Source organism: Streptomyces sp. NPDC048142, assembly GCF_043202835.1.
In the GTDB taxonomy this organism is placed as follows: domain Bacteria; phylum Actinomycetota; class Actinomycetes; order Streptomycetales; family Streptomycetaceae; genus Streptomyces.
Genome location: NZ_JBIDBC010000009.1, coordinates 254,073 through 269,854, shown reverse-complemented (window position 1 = coordinate 269,854; position 15,782 = coordinate 254,073). Strand labels below are relative to the sequence as shown.

The 15,782-nt window shown below is 73.0% G+C and carries 8 protein-coding genes and 1 pseudogene; 2 read left to right on the top strand and 7 right to left on the bottom strand.

The features are described from left to right. Positions 1–346 precede the first annotated feature (346 nt). The 5 genes and pseudogenes from ACGF2Y_RS15315 to ACGF2Y_RS15295 form a co-directional block, all read right to left on the bottom strand. Positions 347–703, bottom strand: a pseudogene (locus ACGF2Y_RS15315) (serine/threonine-protein kinase); the annotation flags it as partial. Between the two features lie 72 nt (positions 704–775). Next, complete coding sequence (locus tag ACGF2Y_RS15310) at positions 776–2,497, bottom strand: protein kinase (protein WP_392946756.1); 1,722 nt, start codon at positions 2,495–2,497, stop codon at positions 776–778. A 337-nt stretch (positions 2,498–2,834) separates the two neighbouring features. After that, positions 2,835–6,038 carry a protein kinase gene (locus tag ACGF2Y_RS15305; protein WP_392946754.1) on the bottom strand — a complete coding sequence of 1,068 codons (3,204 nt, stop codon included), beginning with the start codon at positions 6,036–6,038 and terminating at the stop codon, positions 2,835–2,837. A gap of 259 nt (positions 6,039–6,297) precedes the next feature. Then, positions 6,298–8,451, bottom strand: a complete 2,154-nt coding sequence (locus tag ACGF2Y_RS15300) for a serine/threonine-protein kinase (protein ID WP_392946753.1) — start codon at positions 8,449–8,451, stop codon at positions 6,298–6,300. A gap of 251 nt (positions 8,452–8,702) precedes the next feature. Next, positions 8,703–10,409 carry a glycerol-3-phosphate dehydrogenase/oxidase gene (locus ACGF2Y_RS15295; RefSeq protein ID WP_392946750.1) on the bottom strand — a complete coding sequence of 569 codons (1,707 nt, stop codon included), beginning with the start codon at positions 10,407–10,409 and terminating at the stop codon, positions 8,703–8,705. 241 nt (positions 10,410–10,650) lie between these two features. Here ACGF2Y_RS15295 and ACGF2Y_RS15290 point away from each other — a divergent pair, with 241 nt between their 5' ends. Continuing rightward, complete coding sequence (locus ACGF2Y_RS15290; protein ID WP_392946748.1) at positions 10,651–11,913, top strand: nucleotide sugar dehydrogenase; 1,263 nt, start codon at positions 10,651–10,653, stop codon at positions 11,911–11,913. A 130-nt stretch (positions 11,914–12,043) separates the two neighbouring features. Beyond that, positions 12,044–12,742 (top strand): hypothetical protein, encoded by a 699-nt coding sequence (locus tag ACGF2Y_RS15285; RefSeq protein ID WP_392946747.1) that lies wholly within the window; start codon positions 12,044–12,046, stop codon positions 12,740–12,742. A gap of 74 nt (positions 12,743–12,816) precedes the next feature. Here ACGF2Y_RS15285 and ACGF2Y_RS15280 read toward each other — a convergent pair whose 3' ends face one another. Both ACGF2Y_RS15280 and guaB read right to left on the bottom strand, forming a co-directional pair. After that, positions 12,817–13,941: a GuaB3 family IMP dehydrogenase-related protein gene (locus ACGF2Y_RS15280; RefSeq protein WP_392946744.1), complete on the bottom strand. Its 1,125-nt coding sequence runs from the start codon at positions 13,939–13,941 to the stop codon at positions 12,817–12,819. 307 nt (positions 13,942–14,248) lie between these two features. Then, the gene (guaB, locus tag ACGF2Y_RS15275) at positions 14,249–15,751 is read right to left on the bottom strand and encodes an IMP dehydrogenase (protein WP_392946741.1); all 1,503 of its coding nucleotides are present in this window, start codon (positions 15,749–15,751) and stop codon (positions 14,249–14,251) included. Between the last annotated feature and the right edge of the window lie 31 nt (positions 15,752–15,782).

The window sequence follows — 15,782 nt, the reverse complement described above, 5'->3', positions numbered from 1 at the left end:
ACACTCAACACCGGGACCAGGTCGCCCAGTTGGCTCGAAGAACCGCCACCCCGCCACCCGTCACAACGTGGGCAAGACGACCAAACGCCCCGAGAGCATCACCGAACGTAATCACCTGAAAGCTCACAAAGGTTAAATTTTAAGCTCAGGAACCGTGGATCTTCAGCCCCCCGGTGACCTCGGTGAAGATCACGTCACCGTCCTTCGATGCCTGCGCCTTCGCGGGCATCCGCACCCGCGCATGCCAGCAGGGGCCGCTCTTCTCCTCACCGGGAATCAGCAGTTCCCGGAAGCGGTAGCGCACCGGATCGTCGCCGGACGAGGCGTAGGAGGTGTATTCGGTGCTCAGCAGGACGCCCAGCGACCACAGATCCGACTCGGGTCCGGGGCGCTGCCCGAGGACCCGCTCCGGCGAGATGTACTCGGGCGGGCCGCCGAACGCGCCGGTCTCGGTGAGCTGCTGCTCGCCCTCGACCTGGGCGATCCCGAAGTCGGTGAGGACGACCCGGTCGCCGGTGCCGAGCATGACGTTGTCCGGCTTGACGTCCCGGTGCAGGATGCCGATCGCGTGGGCGGCCATCAGGGCGTCGAGGACCACGAGGCCGATCCTGGCCGCCTCGCGCGGGTCCAGGGCGCCCTCCTGGAGTCGGCCGCCGAGCGACGGGCCGCGCAGCAGCTCCATGACGGTCCACGGCTTGCCGTCCGGGGCGCTCGCCGGACGGCGCACCCCCACGGCGTCTTCGGGATGCTTCCTGCCGTGCCCTCGGGACGCTCACTACTGCGTCTTCGGGGCGCTCCAACTGCGCAGCATGATGGCGAACTTCTCCCGGCTGGCCTCCCAGCCGTCCTGCGGGGCGGTCAGATACAGGGCGTACTCGGGGCCACCGGGCCCGCCGTAGTACATCTGGTCGATCCCGTGCCGGGGCCCCGCGTGGTTGTTGGTCTCGTTCCAGGTGAACTCCCAGAGGGCGCCCGGCCGGTCGCGGAAGGTGTTCTTCTCCATCCCGATCCGCTGATAGCCCGGCAGCCGCTCGGAGAGCTGCCTCTCCATGTTCCGCATGTGCAGATACGGATGGTCGAAGTCCGGGTCCGGGTCGACGCTGATGCGTATCCGGTGGACCCCGCCGTCCGGTGTGTAGTCGATCTGGCCGTCCTCTGTCCGCCGTGCCCAGTCCTTCGGCACGACCAGGCTGAACCCCGCCGGGTCCTCGACCCGGTGCCAGCCGTCGGGTATCTCCGTCATCCCCTGCGCGGGGACGACGGCATCCGGGGTGGTCGGTGTCGCGGACGGCGTGCTGCCCGCGGCCCTGCCGCCGCTCGTGCCGCCGGGGGCGTCCGAGCCGTCCCCGTACTTCATCGCGAACAGCCCGGCCGCGCCCCCGAGGACGGCCGCGGCGACGACCACGACGAGCACCGTGCGCCACCGGGATCCGGCGCGCCGGGTCACCGGGGCGGAGGCGGGGCCGGTGACCGGGGCGGTGCCGTCCGGGCCGGGGGCGGGCGGCGCGGTCGTGTCCGGGGCCGTTCCGGGCAGCCGGGCGGTGGCACCGTCGGAGCCGTTGAATCCGTTCGCACCACCGGGGCCGTTCGCGTCCTGGTAGGCGTACCGGGCGTCCTCGGGGAGGCGCTGGGTCGGCACGTGCGCCTGGGCCGCACGGGGTTCGCGGCCCTCCATGGCGGCCAGCAGCATCTGCTCGGCCTCGGCGGCCGTGGGCCGGTCGGCCGGGTCCTTGCGGAGCAGCGCGGTGATCACGGCGCCGAGCGGACCGGCGTTGACCGGGGCGGGCGGCTCCTCGGTGACGACGGCCTGCATGGTGGAGATCGGGGACGTACGGCGGAACGGGGAGGTCCCCTCGACCGCCGTGTACAGCGTCGCGCCCAGCGACCAGAGGTCGGAGGCCGGTCCCGGGTCGCCGCCGCGTACCCGTTCCGGCGCCAGGTAGTCGATGGAGCCGACCAGTTCGCCGGTACGGGTGATGGTGGAGTCGCCCTCGATCGCGGCGATCCCGAAGTCGGTCAGGAGCACCTGCCCGTCGCGCGCCAGCAGGACGTTGCCGGGCTTGACGTCACGGTGCAGCACCCCGGCCTTGTGGGCGGCGCGCAGGGCGCTCAGCACGTGCAGCCCGATGCGGGCCGCCTCGCGCGGGGCGATCTCTCCGCTCTCCTTGGCGGCGTCGGCGAGCGAGGGCCCGTCGACGTACTGCATGACGATCCAGGGGCGGTGGTCGTACTCGATCACGTCGTGGACGGTGACGACGCCGGGGTGGGTGATGCGGGCCGCCGCCCGCGCCTCCTTCTGCGTCCGGGCGTGCAGGACGAGCCGGTCGGCCTCGGCGACGTACAGCCCGGCGGTCAACTCCTTGACGGCGACGGTGCGGTGCAGCACTTCGTCGTGGGCGCGCCAGACCTTGCCCATGCCGCCCCGGCCGAGGACGTCGCCCAGCCGGTAGCGCCCCGCCAGCACCAGTCCCGCGTCCGCGCCCTGTGATCGATCCACGTGATGTCCCCGCCCCGTTCCTCGGCCAAGGGCTGTCCCGCAATCCCCGGCGGGCGCACGACGACAGCTGCGGCACCTCGCCGCGTTGTCGGAACGCCCGAATACATCCAGTACGCGGACGTCCCTCCGCCTCGCGATGCACCGCATCCGACGCCGCGCGCTGATCCGCCAGGGATGACGGGACAGCCCTCAGCCAGATTACGGAGGCGGAGCGGGAAGGCGGAACCGGGGATCGCCCACGAGACCGCACTGTGATGGTTGTCCACACCGCACAACGCCCGGTGCGGGACGATCGCGATGACGTGCGGTCAGCCCTGCCCGGGAGGGGGCCGGAGGGTCAGGCGTCGACCCGGTAGGAGGCGATGGCCTGCTCGTAGATCTCGGTCACCCGGTCCCGGTCGCTCTCGGGCCCGATGACCTGGATGACGTGGTACCTGCCGTCGACGATCATGGCGAGATTACGGACGAACACCTCGCGGCCACCGCTCTCCTGCCAGGTGAACTGCCCCTCGGCCATGGCCTGCCGGCCGACGTCGACCCGGCGCAGCCCGGACGAGGAGGACCAGCTGGAGTCCCGGAACGGCTGGAGCTCGGGCTCCTTGTCCCGCTGGTAGTCCAGTGGATCGCTGCCGCCCGCCTCCACCGTGTCCCGGCCGGGCACCACGAGCAGGGTGAACCCGTCGCTGCCGTAGCGGATCTGACGGTCCGCGTTGGCGGGGCTGCGCTGCCAGTCCTTCGGTACGCCGACCTCGAAGCCCTCCGCGTCCTTGCGGAGCGCGTAGCCGGGGGCGAGCGCGACGGCGGACCGGCTGGTCTGCGGCTGCTGGGACCCGGGCCCGGCGGACCCGTCCGCCGAGGCGGACGGCGTGGGCTCCCCCGAGGCCGCGGGCGGTGCGGCGGAACCGGCGGGCGAACCCTGCGCGCCGCTGTCCCCGCCCGGCTCCTGCTTCGGCAGGAACATCACCGCGTACGCGACGGCGGCGGCCATCAGCAACAGGATGAGGATGAGCAGCAGCCGGCCCAGACTGCGCGGGGAGGACGATCCCTCGCTCCGGCGCTGCGGTTCCCGCAGCACCCGGGGGCCCTTGGGCGCACGCGGTGCGCGGACCGGGCGATCCGATTCCCAGGCCTCCACGGGCATCCGCACGGACCGGTCGGGCGGCAGCAGTGACTCCTGCCGGTCCCGCGAGCTGCCGCCGCGTTGCTTCGGCGGCTGCTGACGCTTCCCCTGGCGGTGCCGGCCGTGCGCCGTGCCGGAGCCGAAACGGCCCCAACGCCGGCGGACCAGCTCGCCCCTGCGGCGTACGACGGGGAGCCGGGTGGCGTCGGGCGCGGGCAGCGTCACGACATCGGCGCCCGCCTCCGGCTCCGGCGCGGAGCGCACCAACGAGCGCAGCCAGCCGCGCAGCTCCTCGAAGTCCGGCCGCTCCGTGGGGTCCTGGCGCAGCAGCGACTCGACGACGGGCCGCAGCGGGCCGCACTCCTCCGCGAAGGCGGGCGGCTCGCCGCACACCATCTGGACGAGCTCGGCCGCGTTCTCCTCGGGGTAGGGGGCGTGGCCCTGGACGGCGCGGTAGAGCAGCGCGCCGAGCGCCCACAGGTCGGTGGAGGGGCCGATCGGGGGCGCGAGCTGCCAGTTGTCGTGGACCGGGCCCGCCTGCTCGGGGGCCCAGCGCTCGGTGACGGCTCCGACGACGACGATCCGGGCCTGGCGGGCGCGTTCGGCGGCGAGCGGGGTGGCGGGGCCGCGGTAGACGGCGGGTTCGCCGCCGCCCGCCACGGCGTCCTCCCAGGCCCGGGAGGCGGCCCGCCCGTCCGGGGGCGGCGCGGTGCGGGCGAGCTGCCCGGGCGCGGGGACCGGCGGGCCGGGCCGCCGGGAATCGGCGCGCAGCGCGTCCTCGCCGGAGCCGCCCGCGGAGACGGGCCGCCCCGCACCGGGCCCGTCGTCCCAGGTCCCCGCGAGGTGGACGCGGCGACCGGGCGGACGGGGGCCCTCTTCGTCGTCCTCGTCGTCCTCGTCGTCCTCGTCGTCGTAGGGGTCCTCGGCGGGGCTGCCCCAGGGAGCGGTCAGCCGGGGGGCCACGGGGGCGTCCGGGGCGGGGGCGAGGGGGGCCGGGCGCTGGAAGGGGAGGACACCGGTTTCGGCGTCCGCGTCGGCGTTGCTGCCGACGTCGGTGCCGGTTCCGGCTGCGGGGAGAGGGCCGTTGGTGCCTGCGCCCGTGCCCGTGCCCGTGGTGTCGACGTCCGTGCCGGTGTCGGTGTACGGGGCGGCTCCCCGGCCTTCCGGCGGCGACTTCGTGAGGTCGGCCGGAGTGCGGTCGGCCTGCTGCTGGTCCTCGGTGACCCGGGCGGCGGCCCGCGCGCCCGCCCGGTAGGCGGCGATGGCTCCGGCGCGGGCGGTCCGCAGCTGGGCGGCGCTCGCGGCGCCCGGCTCGGCGGGGGGCGGTACGGCGGTGTACGGGACGGCGGGGGCGGCGGGGCGCGGGACGATCTCCTGGCCGTCGTCCCGGGGCCCCGGGACGGATTCGGCCTCCCGGCCCGGCGGCCGGTCGTACCGGTCGTCGTCCCGGCGCGGCGCGTACCCCTGCGGCAGCGGCGGAACGGGAATCTCCCAGCCCTCACGGCTCTCGCGCCCCTCGCCGCTGTCGCCCCTCCCGTAGCCGACGTCCTCCTGGACGTCCGCGTACTCCTCGACGGCCGCGTAGCTCTCGACCGCCGCGAACTCTTCGACGCTCTCGACGCTCTCGTGGCTCTCGTGGCTCTCGTGGCTCTCGTGGCTCTCGTGGCTCTCGATGGTCGCGTGGCTCTCGACCGCCGCGTACTCCGCATCCGCGTGCGCGTCGCTCCTGCCCGGCGGGAGCGGGAACGTGCCGCCGAGCTCCCTCGGCGGCGCGGGATCGACGGCCGGAATGCCGTACGTGGTGGGGGCGGCCATCGGATCGGTGTCGGGCTGCGGTTCGGGGGCGTACCCGCAGAGCGCCTCCTCGGCGGCACCTGCCGCGAGGCCGGTGAGCATGACGCGGCCGTCGTCGCACACCAGGACCGTGCGCACGGTGATGTTGCGATGGGTCCAGCCGTGGGCGTGCAGCACCCGCAGGGCGGTGAGCACGTCGGAGCCGATCTCGGCGGCCCGGTAGGGGTTGAGGGGCCGTTCCGCGAGGAGGGCGGCGAGCGGGCGGGCCGCGACGAACTCGCTCACTATCCACAGCGAACCCGCCTCGGCGAACACGTCGAAGACCTGGTCGAGCCGGGGGTGGTCGGGCACCTGGGCGGCGGCCTGCGCGGCCTCGATCGCCCGCCGGACCGCGGGGTCCGTGCTGCGGCGGACCGCCCGCCCGGTGGCGCGGCCGGACGCCGAGGGCCGCCCGTCGGCGTCGAGCACCTCCGCGTCCACGATCTCCGGCAACGGCACCTGGCGGACCAGGACTTCCTGACCGCTGTATGTGTCGAACGCCCGGGTCTCGACCAGTTCGTACCCGTCGGACGGAGGCAGGGGAAGGCGGTAGCGGTCGGCAAGCACCCGACCCGCGTAGTCGTCCACGACGCCTCCCCAGAGCGCGCTGTTCCCCCGGCCAACAGAGTGCACGTATCCGTCAGTTACGGTCATTTGATGGGCAATTGACCTGCTGTTCCGGCTGCGTACGGTCCCTGGCCTCTTACGATACGTGGCAACACGGGCCGACGGGCCGGGTCGTGCCAACCCGGCCCGCACAAACGTTTCACTCCCGCCGGTCCACGGGCGTGCCCGCCGCTCAGCCCGTGCGCGCGCCCGCTGGTCAGACCGTAGGCGTGCCCGCTGCTCAGTCCGTGGGGGTGAAGGTGGCGAACGCCGTTTCGCGCAGCGTCCGGCACTCGTCGCCGTCCCACTCGTCCACCTTGCAGCTGATCATGATGGAGTAGCCGCGCTTGGCGTCCACCTTGAAACCGCGGTTGAGCACCCGGACCCGGACGCCGTTGTGGTTGCGTTCGAACGTCCAGTCCGCGACGGTCGGATAGCCGTTGTACTCGACCTTCTTTATGCTGACGTGCTTGTAGTCGTCGCTGAGGACCTTGGCGCTCGCGACGGCCCCGCGCCAGGCGGCGACCGCGTCGTCCTTGGGCGAGCTGTTGAAGTCGACCTGGACCCGGGGGAAGCTGCCCCGCCCGGCGTTGTAGATGCCGCCGGAGTTGGCGCCCGCTATGGCCGTGCGCTTGAAGTCCCCGGGCATCGCCATGGTGAAGTGGAACCGGGTGTCGGTGACCATCTCGTAGCCGGCGGGCAGGGCGTCGCCCCCGGCCGGCTCGTCGCCCTTGGGGTCGTCGGTCTTCGGGTCCTCGGCGTCGTCGCCGGACGGGTCCTCCGAGGCCCGGCCGTCCTCCGTGCCCTGGCCCTCCTTCTGGCCGTCGCCCTGCCCGTCGGCCGAACCGCCGCCCGTGTCGTCGCCCTTGTCGTCGGTGCCGCCTGCCGAGGCTCCGGCCGACGCGGCGGTGTCGCCCTTGGCGCCCTGGTCCGCGTCGCCGCCGCCGAGGGTGAGTGCGAGGACCGTGCCGAGGATGGCCAGCGCGACGACGGCCGCGATGATCGCGAGGGTGCGGCGGGGCACCACGTCGGTGATCGAGGCGCGCGTGGACGCGGGCGAGGACGGCGGGCGCTGCCCAGGTACGGAAGCACTCGCCGCCGCGGACTTCGGGGCGCCGACGGGGGCCGCTGCGGCTCCCTTCGCGGCCGCCGGGGACGCGGGGGCTGTCGCCGGGGCGGACGCCGCGGCCACTCCGGACTTCGCGCCCGGGGCGAAGGCCCCGGGGGGCGACGGCGGCTTGGGCGGGGCGGCGGGCGAGCCGGTGGCAGCGGCGGCCGGAGAGCTCGCCGCCGCGGCCGCGCCTGCGGCGACTCCCGCCGCCAGGGCCGGGGTCTTCGCGTTGCGCACGGAGCGCAGGGCTCCGCGCAGCCGGTCGCGGGCGCCCTCGCCGGACTCGCCCGAACCGGTGGACTGCTTCGGCGGCTTCGGCGGCTTCGGAGTCCTGGGCTGCTTCGGCGTCCGCTTGGCGAGGGGGTCGGCGGCGGGCGTCGGCGGCAGCGCCATGATCCGGGTGGAGTCCGCGGGGGCCGGCTCGGGTACGTCGGGGGCGCTGATGACGTCGTTGAGCAACGCCCGCGCCCCGGCGTCGTCGAGGCGCTGTTCGGGGTCCCGGACGAGCAGCCCGTAGATGACCTCGGCGAGTGGACCGGCGTTCTTCGGCGGGTCGAGCGGTTCGGTCATCACGGCCGTCAGGGTGGCGATGGCCGAGCCCTTGTCGTAGGGCGGGCTGCCCTCGACGCTCGCGTACAGCAGTCCGCCGAGCGACCACAGGTCGGCGGGCGGGCCCGGCTTGTGACCACGGGCCCGCTCCGGCGAGATGTACGAGGGGGCGCCGACGAGCATGCCGGTGGAGGTGACCGACGGGTCGCCCTCGACCTGGGCGATGCCGAAGTCGGTGAGCACGACGCGCCCGTCCTCGGCGATCAGCACGTTGGACGGCTTCACGTCGCGGTGCAGGATGCCCTCGCGGTGCGCCGAGCGCAGCACGTCGAGGATGGCGAGCCCGACCTCGGCCGCCCGCTTCGGCGTCAGCGTGCCGTCCTCACGGATCGCCTCGGCGAGGGACTTGCCCTCGATCAGCTCCATGACGATCCACGGACGGTCGTCCTCGTCGACCACGTCGTAGACGGTCACCGCGCTGTTGTTGCGGATCCGTGCGATCGCCTTGGCCTCACGCAGGGTGCGCGTGATCAGCCGGCGCTTCTCGTCCTCGTCGATCGCCGAGGGGAACCGCAGTTCCTTGACCGCGACCGTGCGGCCGAGCGTCTCGTCGTCGGCGCGCCAGACCGTACCCATGCCGCCCCGGCCGAGCACCTCGCCGAGCCGGTAGCGCCCCGCGAGGAGACGACCGTTCGTGTCCCGTTGGGGCTCCCGTGCCTGCTCCGCCTCCGACATGCGTCCCCTCTGCGATCAACCCGCCCTGGCAGAGCGTTCATTGTCCCTCACCCCGGGACCGGTCCTGGTGCCGGGTCCGGGGTCCGCCGCGCCGCGGTCCGAAGAGGGAAGCCCCCACAGCCTCCTACCAACCCGGCCTCCCGTCCAGGCCGGTCCGGGCGGCCCCCGCCGCTCCCCCGGGCCGGCGGAGCCCAACTGGCCCGGGGCGAACAGGCGGTGCCCGCCGCTCGGGGCACATGACGGGACAGCCCTTAGTTCGGCACGATGTCCGGTGCGCCGAGCCGCGCCGCGTCCGCCGTGAGGTCGTCGGGCTGCCGCTGCGATTCGCGTTCGGCCTCCACCCGCTTCTCGTAGTGCTGGACCTCCCGGTCGATCCGCCCCTCGTCCCAGCCCAGCACCGGCGCCATCAGCTCCGCGCAGAGCCGGGCGCTGCGGGTGCCCCGGTCGAAGGTCTCGATGGAGATCCGGGTGCGCCGGGTCAGCACGTCGTCCAGATGGCGGGCGCCCTCGTGGGAGGCCGCGTAGACGATCTCGGCGCGCAGATAGTCGTCGGCGGCGGGCAGGGGTTCGCCCAGGGTGGGGTCGGCGAGGATCAGTTCCAGAATTTCCTCCGTCATTGAGCCGTACCGGTTGAGCAGATGCTCCACCCGGGCGACATGGAGTCCGGCCCGCGCCGCGATCCGGGCGCGCGCGTTCCACAGGGCCTTGTATCCCTCGGCCCCCAGCAGCGGGGTGTCCTCGGTGACGCAGGCGGCGACCCGCTGGTCGAGTCCGTGCACCGCCTCGTCCACCGCGTCCTTGGCCATGACCCGGTACGTCGTGTACTTGCCGCCCGCCACGACAACCAGGCCGGGGGCGGGATGGGCCACCGTGTGCTCGCGCGACAGCTTGCTCGTGGCGTCCGACTCGCCGGCCAGCAGCGGTCGCAGTCCGGCGTAGACGCCCTGGACGTCGTCCCTGGTCAGCGGGGTGCTCAGGACGGAGTTGACGTGCTGGAGGAGATAGTCGATATCGGCGCTGGAGGCGGCCGGGTGGGCCTTGTCCAGGTCCCAGTCGGTGTCCGTGGTGCCGATGATCCAGTGCCGGCCCCAGGGGATGACGAAGAGGACGGACTTCTCGGTGCGCAGGATGAGGCCGGTCGAGGAGTGGATGCGGTCCTTGGGGACGACCAGGTGGATGCCCTTGGAGGCCCGGACGTGGAACTGCCCGCGCTCGCCGATGAGCCCCTGGGTGTCGTCGGTCCACACACCGGTCGCGTTGACCACCTGCTTGGCCCGGACCTCGTACTCCGCGCCGCCCTCGACGTCCCTGACGAGCGCGCCCACGACCCGCTCGCCCTCGCGGAGGAAGCCGGTCACCCGGGCCCGGTTCGCCACCTGAGCCCCGTAGGACGCGGCGGTGCGCACCAGCTCGGTGACGAAGCGGGCGTCGTCCATCTGGGCGTCGTAGTACTGGAGGGCGCCGACCAGGGCGTCCTTCTTCAGCGCGGGGGCGACCCGCAGGGCGTGCTTGCGGGAGAGGTGGCGGTGGACGGGGAGACCGCGGCCGTGGCCGGAGGAGACCGACATCGCGTCGTACAGCGCGACGCCGGAACCGGCGTAGAGCCGCTCCCAGCCCTTGTGCTGCAAGGGGTAGAGGAAGGGCACGGGCTTCACCAGGTGCGGGGCGAGCCGTTCCAGGAGCAGCCCGCGCTCCTTGAGCGCCTCCCGGACCAGGGCGAAGTCGAGCATCTCCAGATAGCGCAGGCCGCCGTGGATCAGCTTGCTCGACCTGCTCGATGTGCCGGACGCCCAGTCGCGCGCCTCGACCAGCCCGGTCGAGAGGCCCCTGGTGGCGGCGTCCAGCGCCGTGCCCGCGCCGACCACGCCCGCCCCCACGACCAGCACGTCCAGTTCGCGCTCGGCCATGGCGGCGAGCGCGACGGTGCGCTCGGCGGGTCCCAGTGTCGCTGTCCTCACTGCTGCCTCCCGGTGGATCGGGGTGGTCGGACACGGGAGTGCCAGCCGGCCGAGGGGCCGGCCGCCCGTGTCCACCCCTCGATTCTGTCCGCGCTCCCCGAGTTCAGCCACCGCCTGTGGACAACACCCGGGCGACCGGAGCCACGCAATGCGACATATAGGTCATATTTACGCCTAGTCTGACATTGCACTGTCCACAGCAGTTGCGATCTTCTCTCTCCGCTCTTAGGGGGGCTTCTGTATGCCCGCAGACCTCGCCGTCATCGGACTCGGTCACCTCGGCCTGCCCCTCGCCCAGGCCGCCGTGACCGCCGGAATCGACACCGTCGGCTACGACCCGGACCCACGCCCCTACGCGGAGCTCGGAGCGGGCCGCAGCCCCGTCGAGGGCACCCTCACAGCGTCCGAGATCCGCCGTATGCTCTCCGGCGGCTTCCGGCCCACCACCAACGCCGCCGAGCTGGGCCGGGTCCGTACCGCCGTGATCTGCTCCCCCACCCCGCTCGGCCCCGACCGGTCGGTCGACCTCACCGCGCTCGGCGACGCCGCCCGCGCGCTGGCGGCCCGGCTCCGCCCGCACACCACCGTGCTGCTGGAATCCGCCGTGCCGCCCGGCACCACCGAGAACGTCCTGCGCCCCCTGCTCGAAGAGGGCTCGGGGCTCGTCGCCGGACGCGACTTCCACCTCGCCTGCTCCCCGAGCCGGCTCGACCCCGGCAACCGCACCCACGTCCTGGCCAACACACCCAAGGTCATCGGCGGCCTCACCCCCGCCTGCACCGAGTCGGCCGCCGCCTTCTACGGACGTCTCACCGACAAGGTCGTACGGGCCCGCGGGCCGCGCGAGGCGGAGATGACGAAGGTCCTGGAGACCAACTTCCGGCACGTCAACATCGCGCTGGTCAACGAGATGGCGGTGCTCTGCCACGACCTCGGCGTCGACCTCTGGGACGTCATCCGGTGCGCCGAGACCAAGCCGTTCGGATTCCAGCCCTTCCGCCCGGGACCCGGCGTCGGCGGACACGGCGTCCCGGTGGACCCGGGCTGCCTGCCCTACAGCACCCGCACCCCCGGACACCCGCTGCGGATGGTCTCGCTGGCGCAGGAGATCAACGACCGGATGCCCAGTTACGTCATCCAGCGCTGCGCCACCCTCCTGAACGAGCACGGCAAGTCCGTCCGGGGCGCGCGCGTGCTGCTGCTCGGCGTCACCTACAAGCCGGACAGCGCCGACCAGGAGGCCGCCCCCGCCCGGGAGATCGCCACCCGGCTGATGGACATGGGCGCCCAGATCGGCTACCACGACCCGCACGTCCTGGACTGGCGGGTGCGCGAACGCCCCGTCCCGCGCGCCGACTCGCTGTACGAGGCGGCGGCCGCCGCCGACCTGACCGTACTGCTCCAGCAACACCGCACCTACGACCTCCAGGGCCTCGCGGTGAAGGCCCAACTGCTCCTGGACACCCGGGGGGCCACTCCGGCGGGGGCCGCGCACCGGCTCTGAGACGTGACGGGGCGTCGAAAGATTGTCGGTGACCGTTCACGGAGGGTCCTGCTACTCTGCGGCGTCACAGAGCGCACAGTCGTGCGATCTCGCACAGTCGTGCGCAGCCCGTCCCAGGGGGAGCCCCACCGTGAGTCAGCCCGTGCAGCCGCCGAACCAGCCCCAGCAGCCGTACGGCGGCCAGCCTGTCGACGGCAACCCGTACGCCGGCCAGCCGGGCCAGCAGCCCCCGGCCCCGGGCGGCAACCCGTACGGCCAGCAGCCCCCGGCCCCGGGCGGTGCCCCCTACGGCCAGCAGCCTCCCGCCCCGGGCGGCGCCCCGTACGGCCAGCAGCCTCCGGCGCCGACCGGCAACCCGTTCGGGGGCCAGCAGCCGGGCCAGGGCGCCCCGTTCGGCGGCGGCGCGCCCTTCGCCCCGGCGCCCCCGGCCCGCAACAACATCCTGCTCGGCGTGCTGGTCGCCCTGGGCGCGGCCGTCGTCGCGGGCATCCTGTACGGCGTGATCGCGGGCTCCATCGAGCGCGAGGTCGGCTACGCGGCGGTCGGCGTCGGCTTCCTGGTCGGCTTCGCGGCGAGCAAGCTCGGCGGCTCCAGCCCGGCGGTCATCGCGGCGTCGGCGGTCTTCTCGATCGGCGCCGTCTACCTCGGCCAGCTCATCGGCATCTCGATGGTGCTCTCCGACCTGGCGCAGATCCCCTTCTCCGAGGTCGTCGGCGACCACTTCGGCACCGTGACGGAGGCCTGGTCGCAAGAGGCCGACTTCATGACCTACCTCTTCCTCGCCCTCGCCGCGGCCGCCGCCGTCGGTGGCGCCAAGAAGGCCGGCTGACGCCCGCGGAACCATACGGAAGGGCCCGGACCGTCACGACGACACGGTCCGGGCCCTTTCGCGTACGTATCCGGTCAGCGGCGGTGCTGCGAGTCCGCCACCGTCACCTCGACGCGCTGGAACTCCTTGAGGTCGCTGTAGCCGGTGGTGGCCATCGCGCGGCGCAGGGCCCCGAAGATGTTCATCGAGCCGTCCGGGGTGTGCGAAGGACCGGTGAGGACCTCCTCCGTCGTCCCGACCGAGCCGAGGTCGACCAGCTTGCCGCGCGGCACGTCCTCGTGGACGGCCTCCATGCCCCAGTGGCGGCCGCGGCCCGGCGCGTCCGTCGCACGGGCCAGCGGGGAGCCCATCATCACGGCGTCCGCACCACAGGCGATGGCCTTCGGCAGGTCGCCGGACCAGCCGACGCCGCCGTCGGCGATGACGTGGACGTACCGGCCGCCGGACTCGTCCATGTAGTCGCGGCGGGCCCCGGCGACGTCCGCGACGGCGGTGGCCATCGGGACCTGGATGCCGAAGACGTTGCGCGTGGTGTGCGCGGCGCCGCCGCCGAAGCCGACGAGGACACCGGCCGCGCCGGTCCGCATCAGGTGCAGGGCGGCGGTGTACGTGGCGCAGCCGCCGACGATGACCGGGACGTCCAGCTCGTAGATGAACTGCTTCAGGTTCAGCGGCTCGGCCGCGCCCGAGACGTGCTCGGCGGAGACCGTCGTGCCGCGGATGACGAAGATGTCGACGCCCGCGTCGACGACCGCCTTGGAGAACTGGGCGGTGCGCTGCGGGGAGAGCGCGGCGGCGGTGATGACACCGGAGTCGCGCACCTCCTTGATGCGCTGCCCGATCAGCTCCTCCTGGATGGGGGCCGAGTAGATCTCCTGGAGCCGGCGGGTCGCGGACTCGACCGGCATCTCGGCGATCTCGTCCAGCAGCGGCTGCGGGTCGGCGTGCCGGGTCCACAGGCCTTCCAGGTTCAGCACGCCCAGGCCGCCGAGCTCGCCGATCCGGATGGCGTGCTGCGGCGAGACCACGGAGTCCATGGGAGCGGCCAGGAACGGCAGCTCGAAACGGTAGGCGTCGATCTGCCAGGCGATCGAGACCTCCTTCGGGTCCCGGGTGCGGCGGCTCGGAACGACAGCGATGTCGTCGAATGCGTAAGCCCGGCGGCCGCGCTTGCCGCGCCCGATCTCGATCTCAGTCACGATGTGTGGCCTTTCCCTCTACGTCTGCGCTGACCAGTATCCCCGACACGCGGGGAGGGCGTGTCCGGCGGATCAGGACCGGACAGGCCGCGGCGTCTGGTGCGGTGCATCGCAAGGCGCCGGAGCATCCTCATCGCGGAGCGATTCGGGTGTTTCGGCAACGCCGCGAGGGATGGGGCCTCCCCTGCTCGAGCAAAGCCGAGAGCTTGGGGAAGTGCCAGACGCCGCGGGCCCGGTCAGGATCCGCCGGACACGCCCTGGGGGCGGTACCGGGAACTCCGGTCCGCCCCTCACCTGCGCCGATGCGTTACTTCCTGCTGTAGTTCGGCGCTTCGACCGTCATCTGGATGTCGTGCGGGTGGCTCTCCTTGAGGCCCGCCGAGGTGATCCGGACGAAGCGGCCCTTGCTCTCCATCTGGTCGACGGACGCGGCGCCGACGTAGCCCATGGTCTGGCGGAGGCCGCCGACGAGCTGGTGGAGGACGTTGGCCAGCGGGCCGCGGTAGGGCACCTGGCCCTCGATGCCCTCGGGGACGAGCTTGTCGTCCGAGGACACCTCGGCCTGGAAGTAGCGGTCCTTGGAGTAGGACCGGCCCTGTCCGCGGGACTGCATCGCGCCCAGCGAGCCCATGCCGCGGTACGACTTGAACTGCTTGCCGTTGATGAACATCAGCTCGCCCGGGGACTCCTCGCAGCCCGCGAGGAGGCTGCCCAGCATCACGCTGTCCGCGCCCGCGGCAAGCGCCTTGCCGATGTCACCGCTGTACTGGAGGCCGCCGTCGCCGATGACCGGGACGCCCGCGGCACGCGCGGCGAGCGCGGCCTCGTAGATCGCGGTGACCTGCGGGACGCCGATGCCGGCGACCACGCGGGTGGTGCAGATCGAGCCGGGTCCGACGCCGACCTTCACGCCGTCGACACCGGCGTCGATCAGCGCCTGGGCGCCGTCGCGGGTGGCGACGTTGCCGCCGATGACGTCCACGCCGACGCTCGACTTGATCTTCGCCATCCAGTCGAGGGCGTTGCTGTTGTGTCCGTGGGAGGTGTCGACGATCAGGAAGTCGACCCCGGCGGACGCGAGTGCCTGCGCACGGTCCAGCGCCTCGGGGCTCGCGCCGACGGCCGCGCCGACCAGGAGACGGCCTTCGTGGTCCTTGGCGGCGTTCGGGTACTGCTCGGCCTTCTTGAAGTCCTTGACCGTGATGAGGCCCTTGAGGATGCCGGCCTCGTCGACCAGCGGCAGCTTCTCGATCTTGTGGCGGCGCAGCAGCTCCATGGCCTCCACGCCGGAGATCCCGACCCTCCCGGTGACCAGCGGCATCGGCGTCATGACCTCGCGCACCTGGCGCGAGCGGTCCGACTCGAAGGCCATGTCACGGTTGGTGACGATGCCCAGCAGCTTGCCCGCGGGGTCGGTGACCGGTACGCCGCTGATGCGGAACTTCGCGCAGAGCGCGTCCGCCTCGCCGAGCGTGGCGTCGGGGTGCACGGTGATCGGGTCGGTGACCATGCCGGACTCGGAGCGCTTGACCAGGTCGACCTGGTTGACCTGGTCCTCGACCGAGAGATTGCGGTGCAGCACGCCGACGCCGCCCTGGCGGGCCATGGCGATGGCCATCCGGGCCTCGGTCACCTTGTCCATGGCGGCGGACAGCAGGGGGATGTTCACCCGTACGTTGCGCGAGATGAGCGACGAGGTGTCGACCATGTTGGGCAGAACCTCGGACGCGCCGGGCAACAGCAGCACGTCGTCGTAGGTCAGCCCGAGCGTCGCGAACTTCTCGGGCACTCCGTCGACGTTTGCAGTCATGACACCTTCCCCAAATGGCCTTGATCGGTGC